Below are 16,568 nucleotides of genomic sequence, written 5' to 3' on the forward strand. Positions count from 1 at the left end.
GGCGGCTGCCGCGCGTTGGAAGGAGCACAAGGGGCGAGGGGGTATGGTAGAATGACCACGGCACGTAATCGCTGCGGCAACACGTGGCGAGCGGGATGTGTTCGCAGAGCCGAATAAATCGGGGCGTAGCGCAGCTTGGTAGCGCGTCTGCTTTGGGAGCAGAAGGTCCCCGGTTCAAGTCCGGGCGCCCCGACCAAACCCTTATACAGCAAGGGTTACAGCGCGATCACGGGGAGAAAAAAGGGGTCAAAAACGTGCAAAAGGCAGACGCGATTTTGAAACCCGATCTCGTGAGCGTCATCGACAACTTTCTGCTCAGTCGGCGGGTCGCGAACTGCACCCGCAAGACGATGATTGTCTATGAGACGAACCTGCGCCGCTTCGCACGGCTCGTGGGGTTCGCCGTGGGCGACCGGGATCGCAACGATATGAGTATGCGGATCGTGGAGCCCGCAAGCCCGCCGATCACGCGGCTGACGCCCGAGGTCGTCGAACGGTATCTCGACCTGTTGCGGCGGCAAGAACGCAGCGTCCTCCTGCCCGACGGTGAGGAGCGGGTCGAACGGCGGTTGAGCGCAAGCACGGTGCATCAGGCGTACCGCTACATTAAGACGCTGTGCCGATGGATGGTGGACACCGAACTGCTCGACAAGTCGCCCTTGCGGGTCAAGTTGAGGCCGCCCCAAACGCTGCCGCGCACCCCCGATGATGAGATCGTGGACCGGCTGCTCAAGCACGCCGGGGACGGATTTTTTGGGACGAGGCTTCGGGTGCTCATTACCTTGTACAGCGACACGGGCTTGCGGCTGACGGACTACTGCGGGTGCGCGTGAGTGACATCAATCACCTCAACCACACGATCCGCGTCGTCGGCAAGGGCGAGGTCGATGATGTTGCGCCGTTCGGGGCGGAGTCGGCAACCGCGCTGAAGGAGTGGGTGCGGAAGTACCGGTGGTGGGCGCTGCCCGATGACTACCTCATCACGGCGAAAAACGGCAAGCCGCTGCACCCCGATTCCGTCGCCCATCTGCTGCATGACGTGAGCCGTCGAGCGGGCTTGTCGCGGCTTGTGTCGGCGCACGCACTCAGACACTACTTTGGTACGCGGGTCCTGATCCAAACAGGTGATCTCGAGTTGACGCGGCAACTGCTCCGGCACCGCACGCTGATGATGGCGCTGAACTGTGCGGCCTGACGAAGGCCGACGTGTTAAAGAAGTTCAGGATGGCGTCTCCTATCGATCACCTGAAACGGCGACACTAACCGCTGCGTGAATTGACAGCACGAGGGGCCGCGTCGATTCAGGGCGCGGCCCTCTCGTCTTTCATTTCGCAGGGCGGAAGAGGAGTCAAATACGAAGGAGTGGTACCCCTCATCTGCGAGAAGAGACTTGGCGCGGCGGACCGCCGCAAGAAGGAGGGAGTCACATGGCTTCGATGCAGAAGAAGAACCATGCCTCTCCAGACGAAACGCGTACCTTTCCAAAAGGGAAACTTGAACTGATTACACTCGGCGGGATGACGTTTGGGCGTGGCACATTCGAACCGGGTTGGAAGTGGTCGGAATCCCTCAAGCCCATCATGAAAACGAACAGTTGTCAGGCGGCCCACACGAGCTATCATGTATCAGGTCGGCTGCATGTCAAGATGGACGATGGAAGCGAGGCGGAGTTCGGACCAGGTGATGTGTCGATACTTCCGCCGGGGCACGATGCGTGGGTGGTTGGAACTGCACCGGTCGTCGTCATTGATATTAGCGGCATGGCAGAGTACGCGAAGCCGAGATGACAGCGATGCTCCGTCGCTAGTAATCCGCAATAGATGACGAGTGAGCGCGGCGGTGGTAGTCCGGCGCGCATCGTGGAGGCCGCGTCGCAATCGGGCGCGGCCTCTCGTTGCTCTTCTTGGGGGGAGCGGTCTGCGTTCAGCGTCTCTTGGGCATGACCTAGCCCAAAGAATGTCGTGCCCGGATTGCCGGGCGTGCCGGGGGGCGATAAAAGTGCGGCGGATGGTTCTGGTAGGGGTCTTGGGTGTGGTGGCTGCGTTCGGTTTGCCGGGATTCACGCTATCCTACGGCGGTGCCTCGATCAGTGGCACCGGAGTCGGAATCGCGAGTGCGGATGATTCGAACGGAGACATTCAAAGCAACTGTCACGAAGGTGAAATGGGGCTTGGTGCTGGCGGGAACGACAAGGACGGCGGCGACTGCATTCCGGGCGTCTTCTAGGTTCGACTTACCTCCCAGAGTTTAGTCCGGTCCAGACAGCGGGAAGAGAGGCCGCGTCGATTCAGGGCGCGGCCTCTTCGTCGTGGCAGAACATGCTCGTCGATTCGAGGGAATAGCCTTGGGCAATCGCGGTACGGGGCATGTCGATCTCCAACCAGGGCGTTCGACTATGTGACGAGAGGGTTCCACAACATGCCATACTCGCCGGGAGGACAGTTCGTGACCAGCGCAGATACCGGAACCGTAGCAGACGTCCGCAGACTCATCGAGGATCGCGTCAAGGCCATCCGGGCAAAGGACGTCAACGCACTCGTGTCCAGATGCGCGCCGGATGTCGTGTCGTTCGATGTTGTCAATCCCCTGCAATATACTGGAGCGGATGCGATCAGAAAGCGGGCGGACGCGTGGTTCTCATCGTTCGCAGGCCCAATCGGTTTTGAGATTCGTGACCTTAGCGTCGCTGCTGGCGATGACATGGCCTTCTGCCACGGCCTCAGTGGGGTCAACGGGACGCGGACAGACGGAGCGAAGATCGGAATGTGGTACCGCACGACTATTTGTTACCGAAGGGTAGACGGCAGGTGGATGATTACGCATGAGCACAACTCTGTACCTTTCAACGTGGAGAACGGCAAAGCATCTCTTGACCTCAAACCGGACTAGCAACACGGAAGGCGGGCCGCGTCGCTGCGTCGGGGCGCGGCCCTTTCCCTTGTCGGTTGACAGCTGGCGCCGCCCTCGCGAACGGACGTATAATGGCCCAGGAGGTGATGGGATCGTGAGAGCGGGATGACCTGTTTGGATCTCTTTACCGTACAGGTCGACCGCGAACGCCCCCACCTCCTCCTCGCGCCCGGAGAGCTCGACCTCGAAACCGAGAGCTTCGTTGAGTTGATCTATGTGTTGCTGGAGCCATGGAGTGAACGCGATGATATCGCGTGCATGGTTCTCTAGAGCGCCAGCCAGGGCCGTTTGGAACCATTTCGGCGCACTCCCTCTGGCCGCGGCTCACACAGCCCGTCGCGTCGCGTCCAGCGTACGAGGCGCCACCTGAGCACCACCGTCAACTCAGTCCTCGCGCACCCAGTACAACGTCCCTTCTCGCAGTTCTTCCCCCCAGGCCCAACGCAAGTGCCCGGTTGCGCTCGGAGAAGACCACGGCAAGCCGCATCGTCATTGGAGCGAACGCGCTATCTCACCAGACCCCGGGCACGAGGCGGTACCGGACATTCCGGACGTACTCGGAATACCCGGCGAGATCGTGCTGGAGCATCCGATCCTCGATCATGGTGCGGCGGATCATCAGCGCCGTCATAACGAGCATTGGCGCGAGTGACCACCAGGATCCCAACGCCACGCTGCCACATAACAAGTAGACCAATGCGCCCGTATACCCCGGATGCCGTATGAACCGGTAGGGGCCAGAGGTGATGACTTGCTGTCCCCGATCTGCCTGGATGCGGACGGCCGACGAAAAGAACCGGTTGACGGCCGTGGCCCAGAACGCGAAGGCGAGGCCGGCGATTACGCCCAGCAGCGCGACTACCTGCAGTCCAAGGGGCACGGCCCCCGTCCAACGATAGCGCCCGACGTCAACACCCGCGATTGCATATTGCGCCGTACAGAGTACCAACATGGCTCGCACCGTCAATGGGTCGCGCTCTCCCTTGCCGGGGTGCATCCGTTCCTTGACGAGATCGGGACTTCGCAGAAAGATGACAATGCTGGCCAGCAGACAAAGAACGAGCAGCGCCGCAAGATAGGCCCAGAACATTGGGAGATCGAACCTCCCCGCGGCAGCAAAGAGAATAATCCCCACCGCCACGTCGAACCCCAACACAGAAACCAACGCATACGCCACTCCCAGCCGCACGACCGACCTCCCGGGAACTACGTCCTAGTTGATGATCCGTCCGGTCTGAATAGTTGTGCTCAATCGCTCGGAGGGTCGCAACGCGTTCGTCGAGGTCAAATCCGTCCACAGTCCGAAAGACGCGCCAGGCGTGGATTGATCCGGAATCTCAATTTTGGCTTTCCGACTCTTCTTCAGTGTGCACCTGCCCACATTGTATTGGTGGATTTCACCCGGTTTCCTCCAGCCCGGGCCCCAGAAGAGCCCGGTCTGCCCGTCCTGAGCACGCCAACACCGGCAATTCCGCGCCCGCGTGCGAATTCTCAGACACCTGTCCGTCCTCGCCGCTCGACCTGTCTGCAACCACAGTGTTTGCTTACCCTGCGGGTCCAGGCAGGGCAACAAGCCGTCGTAGGATCGCCCCGAACAGAGTCCGCGTCAGGTGTCCTTCCGCCAGCAGCAACCAGTAGTAGCGCGCGTGTTTCACGAGACGGCCACCCGTCTTCATCAGGCGGTGCTGTGGGCTCGTCAGGGGCCAGGTGTCGATCCGTTTCGGCAGTGCGAGCTGCCGCCACAGGTTCCCCAGATTGTAGGCGATCACGCTCAGCCACAGCCGCACCTCGTTCGCCTGGAACCGATGGCCGCTCAGCCGCGTCATCGCCACCGCCTGCTTGCTCTCCTTAATCCCGTTGACAAGGTGACCAAGGGCTTGCGGCTTCATCCATGAATCCTGTCCCACCGCCGTGGCGTCCTCATCCGGGAAACGGCGAACCAGGAAGCGCTCGAGCGCTTTCTCGATGACTGAGACAATGGCCGCCTTCCAGCCTGAAGACCCAGACTTCGAGGCCCGCCTCCGCGCCAGTTTCCGTCGCCAAAAGAACAGGGGCCGGACCTTAACTACTGCCGGAGGAGCCTGGGAATGATGTGGAAAACTCTTCTTGCGACGAATGCTACACGGCTTTTAGTATGTGGTCGTCGCTATTTGTGAAAAGGGGGGAAGCGATGATTGTACACGCGACGTTCCACATTCATCCAGACAACAAGGAGAAGGCAAAGGCCGAACTGCGCAAGGCAAGGCGGTGATTCAGAAGCACGGGGGGCGGAATTTCCGGTACTATGCGTCGATGACGTCCGGGACCCCCAATCGCATGTTTATCTATGAAATCGACAAGTTTGCGCATTTCGATACGCTAAACGCCGATCCGGAATATCGAGCGGTGAAACTTGACTCGCTCTACTCGGACGCGGCACACACGCTGTGGGGCGAAGTGGAACTGTAACTTCAAGGACGGAGTTTGCCTTCCGGAGCACCGGGTACGTGTAGATGGCTGCCAACAAGGGGTCGGTTACCACGCGTGTGGCGGTCAGTTACCTGATTCCGAAGGGCGCGGACATCACCACGTTCCTAAAGTAGTGCCGAACACGGCGCCGCGTCGATTGGATGCGGCCTCTTCACGTCTTCCGGCGCGATTCTAGAAGCCCCAGGGAGGCCGGTTTCCCACGCGTACAGGCGGGGATCCGGGTGGGGCGCTATGGGGGGGCGCGGCCCTCTTTCGCAGATGATCGGTCCACGCCTTCAGGGTATCCATACTTAACCCGGTCTTCTTCGCGATGACTGCCATCTCGTCGTCGGTCATCGGCGTGAACGCGCTGATTTGGACGTACCGTTCGAGCGCGATCCCAACCTTCTCGGCGGCGCCCTCGGCCCCGTACTTCCGGTTCCTCTGCCACCGATGTAACGGATTGCCGAGTAGGTCGATGGGCTTCATGGGATGTCGTCACCGCGCTCGCTGTTTCACGTGATCATACCACACCGCCGCGTCGCACATTCGGCCGCGGCCTCTTCGTGTCATTCGACCCTGGCGCAGCCGTCCCGAACGAACGTATAATAGGCGGGGTGATCGATGGTGAGTACGCCGGAAGAGAGACTGAAGAAACGCGCGGAAGACCTGCTCAAGCACCCGCCTGAGACGCCCGCCCAACGGGCGGCCCGCGCGAAGCAGGAGAATAAGCAGGCGGGCGAGCGGATTCGCAGCGTAGGGCAAGTCTATCTCAAGCGGGCCGAGACGCTGATTCGCGCCACGAATGCGCGTATTTACCATCGTCTGCGTCATTCGGCACCCGGGACGACCGAAGGCTTCACGCTCGAGGTGGGTCACTATCCGTTCGTGCAGGCGTGGATAGAGGGTGAGGGATGGTATGTGACCGTGCGAAGTCGCCGCGACGGATTGTCCCACTTCAGATACGCTTCCAATCAAGCGTTCTTGGACGCGATGGATGACCTGCTGGAGCCCCTGGTGGCGAGTGCACTGGAAGCCCTCGCGAGCGGAGTGGAGCGTCCGGCTCCCGAAGCCTAAGGGCGGTCATAGACGATAGATACGCGGGGCCACGTCGATTCAGGGCGCGGCCTCGTTCTTACTGTGAAGGTGGGATGGGCGTAAGGTTCCGTCAACTTTCATGGAACCGAATCGGACGAGCATCCGATATCAGCAACGATCGAACTCGCTTAGGATGGACTTGAGGAAGTGACGAAGCATGAGCACCCCGGAAGAGAGACTGCGGACGCGGGCAGAAGAACTGCTCAAGCACCCGCCGGAGACGCCTGCCCACCACGCGGCCCGTGAGCGAGAGGAGTATAGACAAAAGAGGCTGCGGCTTCACTGTGCAGGGCAGGCGTATCTCAAGAGAGCCGAGACGCTGATTGAAGCCACGAACGCGCACATTTACCACTATCTCCGCCATGCCGAACCGGAGGAGACCCGAGGCGTCACGCTAGAGGCAGGTTTCACGCTGGGGGTCGGCCGCTATCCGGTCATGCAGGCAACGATGAACGGCGACGGGTGGGACGTGACCGTGCACAATCGAGGCACCGAGTCGTTCACCCGCGCGTACGCCTCGGACGATGCGTTCGAGAGCGCGATGGACGACCTGCTGGAGCCCCTGGTGGCAAGCGCCCTGGAAGCCGTCGTGAGCGGAGCCGAGATTCCAGCTGTAGACTGGTTCATTCAGTCAAAGGGTGCACGGGCCGCGTAGTAAGATCTAGTAAGATCAGGTGCGACACTCGGAAACACGCCGATCATCCGCGTGTCCGCAAGCCAGAGGAAGCCGCTCGGCGGATAGGCGCTTAGAAGTTTCATGAGAACCGCGCCGTACAATCGGCGCTCTGCCCCGAAGGGGGTCGCAATAATTTCGACCTCACGTCTCCGGTGCGCCGGGTGTGCCGCCGGGACCTTTCTCGCTCATCTTGCCGCCATTGCCGGAGCCGTTCGTGGCGGCTTGGGCTGCTCGCCGGTCGGCTCGGGGCATGCCTTGTTCGTTGGACGCCGCTGCGTCCCAGTTTGGGGTGAGCACCTCGTTCGGAAGCCGCATTCGCGCGTCCCGTCACCATGACTCACGACCTCTCGCGCTGATCGCTCGGCCCGCCGCAGAAGTCCATGCGGCCAGCGGCGTACTTGGCGGACCTTTCTTCGCGGTTCCCGTTCTGCGCGCTGCTGCGATCCACGACGACGTTGCCGGTCTCGGGGCGGATCGTTCTGCGCGTCGGTTTACCATGATAATCCCCTCCGGTGTGATAAAGAATCCCTCGTCAAAGAGATCCGTCTTAGTGCCCGTCCTGCGCGTGAATGTAGACCCGGGTTCTGAAAACAGGCTCAGCAAGGCCAGAAATCAGTCATCTTCATGCGCGGTTTGCATAGAGATTCAACTACGGCGAGCATAGCGACGTCGTGTTCAAGCGCGCCGAAAGCACGAGTCGGGGCTTTCAACCTAAGGCGAGGAGGGAGCGGTCCCTTCCCAGCGTTGCTGAGCACAAGTCAGGAGAGTGTTGCTCATCTGCAGATTGATGGGCGTCGGGACGCCCCGGGAAACGTCAAGAACGTGATCCAGTTCGTCAATAGTCAGCACGACCCATCCCCGTCCTTTGTGTGCGAAGAGGGCCTCAAGTTCCTGTGCGGTTCGAAACGTCAGGCGGCTTGGATCCCACGGCCCCGAAGAAGGAAGCCCATGCAGTCGGAGGCGGCCGTCGATTGCGCCGGCAGGGAAGAACATCTCAGGCCCGATCCGATCGCGCATAGAAGAAGATCTCGCTGCCGATTCTGTCACGCGCAACCAACTAGGCCATTCACGGGAAAGCGTACAGGGGATGCCTTGAACATTTCCCCTGGGTCATGCTACCGTAAGCATGAGGCGTCTGTCTGGTCTGCGGTAATCGGGTGATCACCTGATTTCTTGCGCGGATCGAACGGCAGCGTGCTGAGACGTCCTCAGCGTCGGCATCCGGGAACACGTGCAGTCACCCGAATGGAAACGTAGTTCGTGCCTCGGTCGGTGATGGAGGCCGCTGATGCCGCTGGAAGGCAATACGCAGGTCTTTCTGGAGCTCTCACAGGTTCTGAATCGCTCGTTCACGCTCGGCGAGGCGTTGGACGGGGCACTCCCTCGCATTGTTGAACTGGCCGAAGCCGAAGCTGGGTGGATTTTCCTGGGCGACCCCGAGACGGGCAGTTTCTCGCTGGCCGCCAATGTGAACCTTCCCGCGTCCCTCCGGGTTGCTGGCAAGCGCCGGATGCCCGGCGAGTGTCGGTGCCTTCAGATGCTTCGAGACGGTGAACTCACCCAAGCCGTGAACGTGATCGACTGCCTCAGGCTCGAACAGGCGCTGCCCGCGTCCCCAGAGAGACATCGGCATGCCACGATTCCGTTGCGCTCCCAGGGCGGTGATGTGATTGGGCTCTTGAACCTCTTGCTTCCGCCGGGAAAGTCCTTAAGCAAGCAGGATCTCCATGTGCTCGAAGCCCTGGGGCATGAAATGGCCGTAGCCATTCAACGTTCGCGGTCCTTCGGGGAGTTGCGAGATAAGGAAGCGCGGGCCCGAGAACTGATGCAACGCCTCCTCACCGCGCAGGAGGACGAGCGGCGGCGCATTGCGCAGGAGCTCCATGACCACGCTGGCCAGATTCTGTCTGCGCTCAGTATGCAACTCAAGTATCTTCGGGTGCACCTGGACGGCGCGGACAGCACAAGGTTTGCCTCAGAAGTGGAACGATTCGCGGGCCTCACAGACCGAGGTCTCGACGAGATCCACAGGTTGGTGTATGATCTTCGACCGCTGGTCCTTGATGAGCACGGTCTCGGTGCAGCCGTCAGAGCGTACGTCGAGACGCATCTACGGTCTGCAGGGGTCGAGGTAGATCTCAAGACCGTCGGTGCAGACGAGCGATTCTCTCCGGAAATGGAGACCACCGCCTATCGTATCATTCAGGAGGCCACTACCAATGCCCTCCGCTACGCGGAGGCGGCGCGGCTTGAGATCCGAGTGGACCGTCGTCAGGATTGGTTGATCGTAATGGTTCGTGATGACGGGAAGGGGTTCGACGTGGACGCGGCTCGGTCCAAGGGCACTCTGGGGCTCCTAGGGATGCGTGAACGCGCAGAACTTGTGGGCGGCACGCTCCAAGTGCTCTCCGTTACTGGTGCCCGGACAACCGTCGTGGGAAGGCTGCCGTTCCTGCTAGGCGGAGACCACGCGGCTTGAGATCCGAGTAGAGCCGCGACGCCTGCAACCTCTGACCAACCTTTCCGTTCGAGTCAGTTTGTATCCGAACCAACGAAGGCCACGCCGCCTTGTTTGGACGAAGGAGCCTCTATCCGAAATGGGGAAGAGGTGGAAAACATGCGAAGCGGACGTGGGGCCTCCGCAAGCCGTGACTAGCACGCGCTACAGAGGCAACCCCCGCCGAGTGCTTTGGGAGCAGAAGGTTCCGGGTTCAAGTCCGGGTGCCCCGACCACCCTCATACGGCACGGGCGCGCGCACGATAGAGGGTCGAAGTACGTTGGAGAAGGCGGACGCGATGTCCAGACACGATCTCGCGGGCGTGATTGATGTCTCTCCAAAGTCCCCGCCGGCGAGCGGCGGAGAAACCTACCCCACGGTTCAGCTGATTCCCGTCACGACGACATCATGACGGGGCAGGCATGCGGGACCGCCCCTGTAGCCGTGCAACAGCAGGTGACAGAGTGCATCCGAGTCCTCCAGCAACTAGTCGGTCCAGACCTCGTTGGGATGTATCTCTTCGGATCGTTGGCGATGGGGTGCTTCAATCCGCGGAGCAGCGATATTGACCTGCTCATCGTGACAAACGAAGGGCTGATGGCAGAGACGAAGAGGCGCATTGCGGAGTCACTGCTTCGTCTCTCCAACGCGCCCGCGCCAATCGAAGTCACCTTTCTCGCGCACGAGAGTCTCCAGCATTGGCGACATCCGTCGCCATATGACTTTCATTTCAGCGAAGACTGGCGCGGGAAACATGAACAGATCCTACAGCGCGGCGAGTGGCGCTGCTGGCAGGGCACTCAAGGCGAAGATTCCCACGTCGCGGTGAGTGTTACCGTGGCGCGCGAGCGCGGGATCACGCTGTTGGGTTCGTCTGCGCACGTTACACTCCCGCAGGTGCCGGAGCGGGACTTCGTTGCCGCCATCCTCGCTGATCACCGGTGGGTACGGGAACGGATGAATCAACTTCCGGCGTATGCGGTTCTGAACCACTGCCGCACGCTCGCCTACTTGCGGGAGAAACGGGTGCTCTCAAAGACCGCGGGTGGCGCCTGGGCACTCACCACGTTGCCCGAAGCATACCACGATCTTGTCGCTCAAGCCCTCGCAGAATACGGAGGGGGGCAGAGGAAGGCGTTCGATACAGAACGGCTTGCGCAGTTTCTCGACAATGTTAGGTGATTGAGCGGGACCTCGGAGCGTCGAACCTGATCCGATCACTCGACAGAACTCCGTGCGTGCGTGTACCCGGCGACGCGTTGCACGTGCGCTCGCCAGAACTCCACAGACGTGCAGCCGAGCGAGGCAACGGCACAGCGCGCGATCGAAGTCCTCGCGGGTACACTCCGTGGCCTGAGGCTTCCGACACTCCCCGACGGTCCTCCACGCGCCATGTACCGGTGCTCGGGGTTCACTGCGTTAGGCGCAGTTGACTTGTGTGGCGGATGGCGAATCGCCGAGCAGGTCGAGGCACACCCTGAGGCATCACTGGGAAGGAGGTAACGCCGCTGCGCTCCACGCCCGCAGGGTGCGTGGAAGGTAACCCACGTTTCCCTACCCAATCACGCGCACGCCGCTTTCGCGAGGCAGGACCTTGGAAGCAAACGTCAAACTATCGCGTCCCACAATTTCCCGTCCATCGGGCGGGGAAGTGGCGTCTCACGAGGGATGGTGCGGTGCACACTCGGATGCGTCATGGAGGTGAATCATCACCATGAGCGCGACCTCTCGTGATCCGCAAGCGGTCGGTAACATCGTCGTGACCTCGATGGACCAACTGTCGTTCTTCGAGCTGCCCGAGTCGATGAAACTCTGGTGCCAGCGGCAGCACATCAGTCAGTCAGCCCTGGCGATGCGTGTCGGCATCAGCACCTCGCACCTCAATCAAATCATCCAAGGCCACGCCCGCCCGAGTCTCGCACTGGCGCAGCGGATCCGGGCGGTGATCGGCCGCAAGTCCCACTGGCTTGCTCGACCCGCACCCGTTGGGAGAAACGTGGCGTCTCACGAGGCAAGAGGAATGTCCCAGACTCGGAAGCGGCATGGAGGTGAGTGATCGCTATGAACGCGACCTCTCGTGATCCGCACCACACCGGGATCATCGCGGTTGCCATCGCGTGCGCGGTTGCCATGTCGGGCGCGACGCAGGTCGGGGCAGCGACCCCGGCGCTCGTGACCCGGATCACGGCGGCCCAGACCGCGACGAACGTGCAGATCTCAGTCGTCGCGTCGGCGCCGGTGGAGTATCAGTTCCTAAACGTGCAGCCCAACTGGATTGTCTTCCAGGTTACTCCGGCTGAACTCCAAATCCGGCCGGGCACGCTGCCGTACACAGGGGGCGTGGTCAAGAAGATTCGGGTCGGCCAGTTTGCGCCGCAGGTGGTGCGCGTCGTGGTCGAAATGGCGCGCCCCACGCCGTTTCGCGTGATCCCCGCGCACGACGAGCTCGCGCTACTCGTGGGCGTTCCGGGGGAGACGCAAGGTTCCCCGAGCACCGGACGCACGCTCCCCAATGCGGCGTCGGCCAGCGGAAGCCAGGGTGTGTTGATTCCCAGCGCGGCGACCGCGACGCCCACTCGCGCCCCGCAGGTTCCCCCCCTCGAACGGCTGCATGCCGTTCTGCCGGGAGAAGGGATCGGTCCGGTCCGACTCGGGATGCGCATCCAGGACGTGCTGGCCGCGGTCGGCCCTGCGAAGAGCACGCAGGCGCTGCCGGACGGGACGCGGTACGAGTGGTTCGCGCCACCCGCAAACAGCGGCATCGGGGTGCGCGCTACGCCCTCGGGTGTGGTGTATCGGGTCTGGGTTCTGAACGATGACCAGTATGCGATCGCGGACCGGGTCCGCATCGGGACCACCGAGACTGATGCGCGCGCGGTACTCGGCACGCCATCCGAGGTCCTTGTCGATGCGTCGAGCGGCACCAAGACGCTGACCTACCCATCGCTTGGGTTGTGGTTGACGATCCAGATGGACCAACGATACACGTTCTACGGCAGAATCTTCGAGTTCGGCGTGACGAAGCCGGCGTCGCCGACACCCGGACGGTAGCCGGCTCGGCCGCCGCGCGAGTGCTAGCCAGGCGCTGCACTGGCGACGGTGGGCGGAGTGCGTCAACCGCGCATCGGCGAACGGCCGGCGCGCGCATCAGAGAGACGGTGGACAAACTCCGCCGGCGGGCGCCGGCCTCCGATCGTACTCTGAGCCGTGGCTCGATACGTCCGAAGCTGGGGAAGCGTCTTGACCGGGCGCCAACGCTCAAGGGCGATCTGGACGCGCTCGTCCCGCAGATCCTGGCCCGCATTCTGTCCAGGCGGCAAGCCGCCACTAGATCAGGGTCGCCGGTTCCAGCGCCTCGCGGACCCTCGCCCGTAAGCATCAACCGAAATTCGCCCGGCGTGCCCGTTCGTGCATGACGTTTGCGAGGCGCGCAAGGAACTGGGTGGGGTCGCGAGATGCGGCAACCAGAAACGCCCCACACCCGTTCTTCCACTGCCCAACCAAGCACAAGCCGATCCCGATCTCGACCCACGCGCGCGCGACGAGACGGTTCGCTTGGAAGGTGCGCCCTTCGACCCGACAGAGCTCGACGGTGAACGCCCGGGCGGCGTCCGCCGAGCGCGTAACTGCGAGCGCCCGCGCAACGTGGGCCGCGATATGGCGGTATTGAGGGTAGCGTGCCAACCGTGGGTGTTCACGGAGGCACGCCAGGATCTGCACCACATGGTCTTGGACGTCACTCACCGGTCCGTTTGGAGGCAAGTACGCGGCGGCATCTTTCAACGCGTAGAGGTAAGCATCGTCGAGCACCGCTCGTTTCGTGCGATCGGGGAGGGGGTGGAGCGTGAGGGCACGCTCGTACACTCGACGAAGCAAGGAGAAGTGGTGCCCGGTTCTGACGGTGGACCGCCAAAGCCCTCCGCTTGATTGACGATAGACGGCAACCGTGCCGGGCACGTACACGAACCGATGGTGGTGGGCGATGCGCAGCAGCAAATCGTGATCGACCATCGCGGGCAGGGTCTCGTCGAAACCGCCGAGATCCGCGACCACCTCACGCCGAAACAGCAGGGCGGAGAGCTGGATATAGAAATTATGATAGAGAATGTCGAGGAACACATCGCCGGACGGGTGAGGGATACGTCCGTGCGCCTCGCGCACACCATCGCGTTCCGTGATGACCGCGCCATACGCCACGTCTGCGCGCGCGGCCAAGAGCGTGCGCACAAAGCCGGGGAGTAAGAGGTCGTCGTCATCCAAGAATGCGATATAGTCGCCACGGCTCATGGCGATCCCGGCGTTGCGCGCGGTGCTCACATTCGCGTGCTGCTCCAACCTCTGATACCGCAACCCGGGCCAACGAGGAACGACGTGCGGGGTGGCATCCGTTGAGGCGTCGTCGACGACGATGACTTCCACCTCGAACGTCGTGCCCGAGCCTTCCTGCGCCAATGCGGAATCGACGGCCTCTCGAAGCTTCTCACACCTGTTGCGCGTGGGGATGATGATGCTCACGAGCGGTTTCTGCGGTTCGGTCATGGGCGCGATCCCTTCCGGGGGAACGTCCGCGCATGGATTCGCCGAGCGAGGCTTTGCCGCCCTGAACAATGTCACGGCGGAAGGATCAACCGAGGTTGGCTCCGTGCGCCCGCTCGCGGCATACTTTTGCAAGACGCGCGAGGAACTGGGTGGGGTCGCGAGATGCGGCGACGAAAAACGCGTCGCATCCACTTCTCCACCGCCCAGCGAGGCAGAGTCCGATCCCGATTTCGATCCAGACGCGCGCAAGCAGGCGGTTCGCCTGGAGGGTGCGCCCCGCGGCCCGGTGGATCTCGGCCGCGAACGCTTCTGCCGTTTCCACCGAGCGCGTCACGGCGAGCGTTCGTCCCACGTGCGCCGCGACGTGACGGTATCGCGGATAGCGTGTGAGCCGCGGACACTCCCGAAGGCGTGCGAGGATGTGCGCCGCATGATCCTCGGGTTCACCGGGCGGCATGTGCGCGGTCCACTGCTCCATCGAGTAGACGTCAACGTGGTCGAGCACGGCCGCCTTTGTCCCAGCGGGCAGCGGATGGAGCGACATAGCGTGCTCGTAGACTCGGCGAAGCAGGGCAACATGGTGTCCTGCACTCACGGTTGAGATCCACAGGCCGCTGCTCGATTGACGGTAGATCGCGACCGGACCCGGCACGAACACGAATCGATGTCGATGCGCGATGCGGAGCAAGAGATCATGATCCTCGATCGCGGGAAGGCTCTCGTCGAAACAGCCGGTCTCCACGACGATCTGGCGGCGAATGAGTATGGCGGCGATATGGATAAAGACGTTGTGTCTAAGAATATCCAGAAACACATCACCGGACGGATGGTGCGTGTTTCGTTGGGGCTTGCGCACGCCGTCGCCCTCCGTGATGACGGAGCTATACGCGACGTCCGCACCTGGGGACAAGAGCGTGCGCGCGAAGCACGGGAGCAACAGGTCGTCGTCGTCAAGAAAGGCGAGATAGTCCCCTCGACTCGCGGCGATCCCCGCGTTCCGCGCGGCACTCGTATTCTTATGGTCGTCCAGACGAATGTACCGGACTCCGCGCCAGGTGGGGACCACGCGCGGCGTGTCGTCCGTGGACGCATCGTCGACAACGATGATCTCGGTGTCAAACTCCACGCCCGCGCCCTCTTGCGCCAACACCGAATCTACGGCTTCTCGGAGTTTCTCTCGGCGGTTGCGCGTGGGGATGATGATACTCACGACTGGTTTCTGCGTCTCGGTCATCGCCGCCGTCCCTCTCCAGGGAGGTTCAGTGCACGGAATCCGTGGTCCTGCGTGTCTTCCGCGACATGCGTCGATTTGGGCCAGACGCCGCCTGTTTGACGCCAGCGTGTTCCAAAGAACGGGGCCGTCCGCCGGGGTGGACGGCCGGGAAATCCGGTTGAAGCGCTCACTACCAACCCCTGCAGAGATGAAGAGCGGGCTCCCAAGGCGTGCGGGGGAACACCCCGTGTCGTCTCTATCGCTGGGCTTGTTGTTGTTCGTTCCGCCGCCCCCGCCGTTCCCTCCGTCGCCGCCATTCCCGGAGTTACTGCCAGAATTCCCCGAGCCCGCTGTTCCACCGCTTCCACCGGCGCTGCCGTCGCCGCCGCTTCCGTGGTGATCTAGGACTCGTGTAACTTTGCATCGCGGTTTATGCCCATGCACGAGGGCGCGTAGACGCGGCCGGGCGGCAGGCTCAACCCACCCCCGCACGTCATGTCGTCACGCCACGATCAGGAGTAAGCAATTTCGAACGGTGGTCAGGTCGGTGCGGACGCACACGGGGCGGGGGGGAACCGCGAGAAGCACAACCGGAAGTGGTAGGATTAGCTTACATGCCTTGGGGATCGGCCGCACGAGGGTGGGATCACGATACCCCGAAGCGGCTCCCTCCCCAATGGGAGGTCTTGAGAAAGCTAGAGTGAAATTCCAGCCTGGTCGAATGCCTTCTCATCGAGGTCATCCATGATCATCGCCCTGGCATCGCCTGGTGTCGCTTCAACCCTTGACGAGGGCTTAGGCAAGATCAAACGGCTCCTGGCCGATGCTTCGGCCCAGGGCGCGGAGATCGTGTGCTTCCCAGAAGCCTATCTCCCTGGTCTGCGGGGACAGGATTTCGAAGTCCCGCCGTTTGATCCGGCGCAGCAGGAACGGGCCCTCCACACTGTGGCGCAGTGGGCGCGAATGTCTGCGGTCGCCACGATCCTCGGGATGGAACGGCTCACGGAGGCGGGCCGGCAGATTGTCGCCTTTGTCATTGACGCCGGGGGTCAGATTCAGGGATGCCAAACCAAGAACCAACTCGACCCGACCGAAGATCGGTTCTATGTGCCCGGAAATACCCGGCGACTCTTCGAGACCAAAGGGGTGAAGTTTGGAGTGGCGATTTGCCATGAGGCCTGGCGCT

18 protein-coding genes and 1 tRNA gene are annotated in these 16,568 nt (G+C 62.1%); 14 read left to right on the top strand and 5 right to left on the bottom strand.

All coding sequences use genetic code 11. The annotated features are described in order from the left end of the window. Positions 1-119 precede the first annotated feature (119 nt). The 6 genes from VKZ50_06045 to VKZ50_06070 all read left to right on the top strand — a co-directional run bounded on the left by VKZ50_06045 (position 120) and on the right by VKZ50_06070 (position 3,180). Positions 120-196, top strand: a tRNA-Pro gene (locus VKZ50_06045). A gap of 58 nt (positions 197-254) precedes the next feature. Then, positions 255-833, top strand: coding sequence for a hypothetical protein (locus VKZ50_06050; GenBank protein ID HLJ59273.1), 579 nt, complete (start codon positions 255-257; stop codon positions 831-833). Beyond that, positions 830-1,195, top strand: a complete 366-nt coding sequence (locus VKZ50_06055) for a tyrosine-type recombinase/integrase (GenBank protein ID HLJ59274.1) — start codon at positions 830-832, stop codon at positions 1,193-1,195. The genes VKZ50_06050 and VKZ50_06055 overlap by 4 nt, the downstream gene beginning before the upstream one ends. 232 nt (positions 1,196-1,427) lie before the next feature. Then, on the top strand, positions 1,428-1,787 hold the full coding sequence (locus tag VKZ50_06060) for a cupin domain-containing protein (GenBank protein HLJ59275.1): 360 nt from the start codon (positions 1,428-1,430) through the stop codon (positions 1,785-1,787). A gap of 658 nt (positions 1,788-2,445) precedes the next feature. Further along, the gene (locus VKZ50_06065; GenBank protein HLJ59276.1) at positions 2,446-2,889 is read left to right on the top strand and encodes an SgcJ/EcaC family oxidoreductase; all 444 of its coding nucleotides are present in this window, start codon (positions 2,446-2,448) and stop codon (positions 2,887-2,889) included. Positions 2,890-3,015: 126 nt separating this feature from the next. Then, on the top strand, positions 3,016-3,180 hold the full coding sequence (locus VKZ50_06070; protein HLJ59277.1) for a hypothetical protein: 165 nt from the start codon (positions 3,016-3,018) through the stop codon (positions 3,178-3,180). Between the two features lie 241 nt (positions 3,181-3,421). On the opposite strand, the gene VKZ50_06075 is transcribed toward VKZ50_06070, so the two are convergent. Both VKZ50_06075 and VKZ50_06080 read right to left on the bottom strand, forming a co-directional pair. Beyond that, the gene (locus tag VKZ50_06075; protein ID HLJ59278.1) at positions 3,422-4,099 is read right to left on the bottom strand and encodes an isoprenylcysteine carboxylmethyltransferase family protein; all 678 of its coding nucleotides are present in this window, start codon (positions 4,097-4,099) and stop codon (positions 3,422-3,424) included. Positions 4,100-4,454: 355 nt separating this feature from the next. Beyond that, complete coding sequence (locus VKZ50_06080; GenBank protein ID HLJ59279.1) at positions 4,455-4,799, bottom strand: transposase; 345 nt, start codon at positions 4,797-4,799, stop codon at positions 4,455-4,457. 358 nt (positions 4,800-5,157) lie between these two features. Here VKZ50_06080 and VKZ50_06085 point away from each other — a divergent pair, with 358 nt between their 5' ends. Then, positions 5,158-5,358 carry a hypothetical protein gene (locus VKZ50_06085; protein ID HLJ59280.1) on the top strand — a complete coding sequence of 67 codons (201 nt, stop codon included), beginning with the start codon at positions 5,158-5,160 and terminating at the stop codon, positions 5,356-5,358. A gap of 192 nt (positions 5,359-5,550) precedes the next feature. Here the strand turns inward: VKZ50_06085 and VKZ50_06090 are convergent, their stop codons facing one another. After that, positions 5,551-5,847, bottom strand: a complete 297-nt coding sequence (locus VKZ50_06090; protein HLJ59281.1) for a hypothetical protein — start codon at positions 5,845-5,847, stop codon at positions 5,551-5,553. A 135-nt stretch (positions 5,848-5,982) separates the two neighbouring features. On the opposite strand from VKZ50_06090, the gene VKZ50_06095 reads away from it, so the two are divergent. From VKZ50_06095 to VKZ50_06120, 6 genes are all read left to right on the top strand, one after another. Beyond that, complete coding sequence (locus VKZ50_06095; protein HLJ59282.1) at positions 5,983-6,435, top strand: hypothetical protein; 453 nt, start codon at positions 5,983-5,985, stop codon at positions 6,433-6,435. A gap of 178 nt (positions 6,436-6,613) precedes the next feature. Further along, complete coding sequence (locus VKZ50_06100) at positions 6,614-7,111, top strand: hypothetical protein (GenBank protein HLJ59283.1); 498 nt, start codon at positions 6,614-6,616, stop codon at positions 7,109-7,111. Between the two features lie 1,309 nt (positions 7,112-8,420). Beyond that, positions 8,421-9,611 (top strand): GAF domain-containing sensor histidine kinase, encoded by a 1,191-nt coding sequence (locus VKZ50_06105; protein ID HLJ59284.1) that lies wholly within the window; start codon positions 8,421-8,423, stop codon positions 9,609-9,611. Between the two features lie 427 nt (positions 9,612-10,038). Further along, complete coding sequence (locus VKZ50_06110; protein HLJ59285.1) at positions 10,039-10,812, top strand: aminoglycoside adenylyltransferase domain-containing protein; 774 nt, start codon at positions 10,039-10,041, stop codon at positions 10,810-10,812. A gap of 532 nt (positions 10,813-11,344) precedes the next feature. After that, a complete protein-coding gene (locus tag VKZ50_06115; GenBank protein HLJ59286.1) occupies positions 11,345-11,686 on the top strand; it encodes a helix-turn-helix transcriptional regulator in 342 nt (113 codons plus the stop codon). Between the two features lie 5 nt (positions 11,687-11,691). Beyond that, on the top strand, positions 11,692-12,681 hold the full coding sequence (locus VKZ50_06120; protein ID HLJ59287.1) for an AMIN domain-containing protein: 990 nt from the start codon (positions 11,692-11,694) through the stop codon (positions 12,679-12,681). 327 nt (positions 12,682-13,008) lie between these two features. Here VKZ50_06120 and VKZ50_06125 read toward each other — a convergent pair whose 3' ends face one another. Both VKZ50_06125 and VKZ50_06130 read right to left on the bottom strand, forming a co-directional pair. Beyond that, a complete protein-coding gene (locus tag VKZ50_06125; protein HLJ59288.1) occupies positions 13,009-14,169 on the bottom strand; it encodes a glycosyltransferase in 1,161 nt (386 codons plus the stop codon). An 85-nt stretch (positions 14,170-14,254) separates the two neighbouring features. Next, positions 14,255-15,403, bottom strand: a complete 1,149-nt coding sequence (locus VKZ50_06130) for a glycosyltransferase (protein HLJ59289.1) — start codon at positions 15,401-15,403, stop codon at positions 14,255-14,257. Positions 15,404-16,126: 723 nt separating this feature from the next. Here VKZ50_06130 and VKZ50_06135 point away from each other — a divergent pair. Further along, positions 16,127-16,568 (top strand): carbon-nitrogen hydrolase family protein (locus VKZ50_06135; protein ID HLJ59290.1); only part of this gene is annotated, 442 nt, incomplete at its 3' end.

It is taken from the genome of bacterium (genome assembly GCA_035295165.1).
GTDB lineage: Bacteria > Sysuimicrobiota > Sysuimicrobiia > Sysuimicrobiales > Segetimicrobiaceae > JAJPIA01.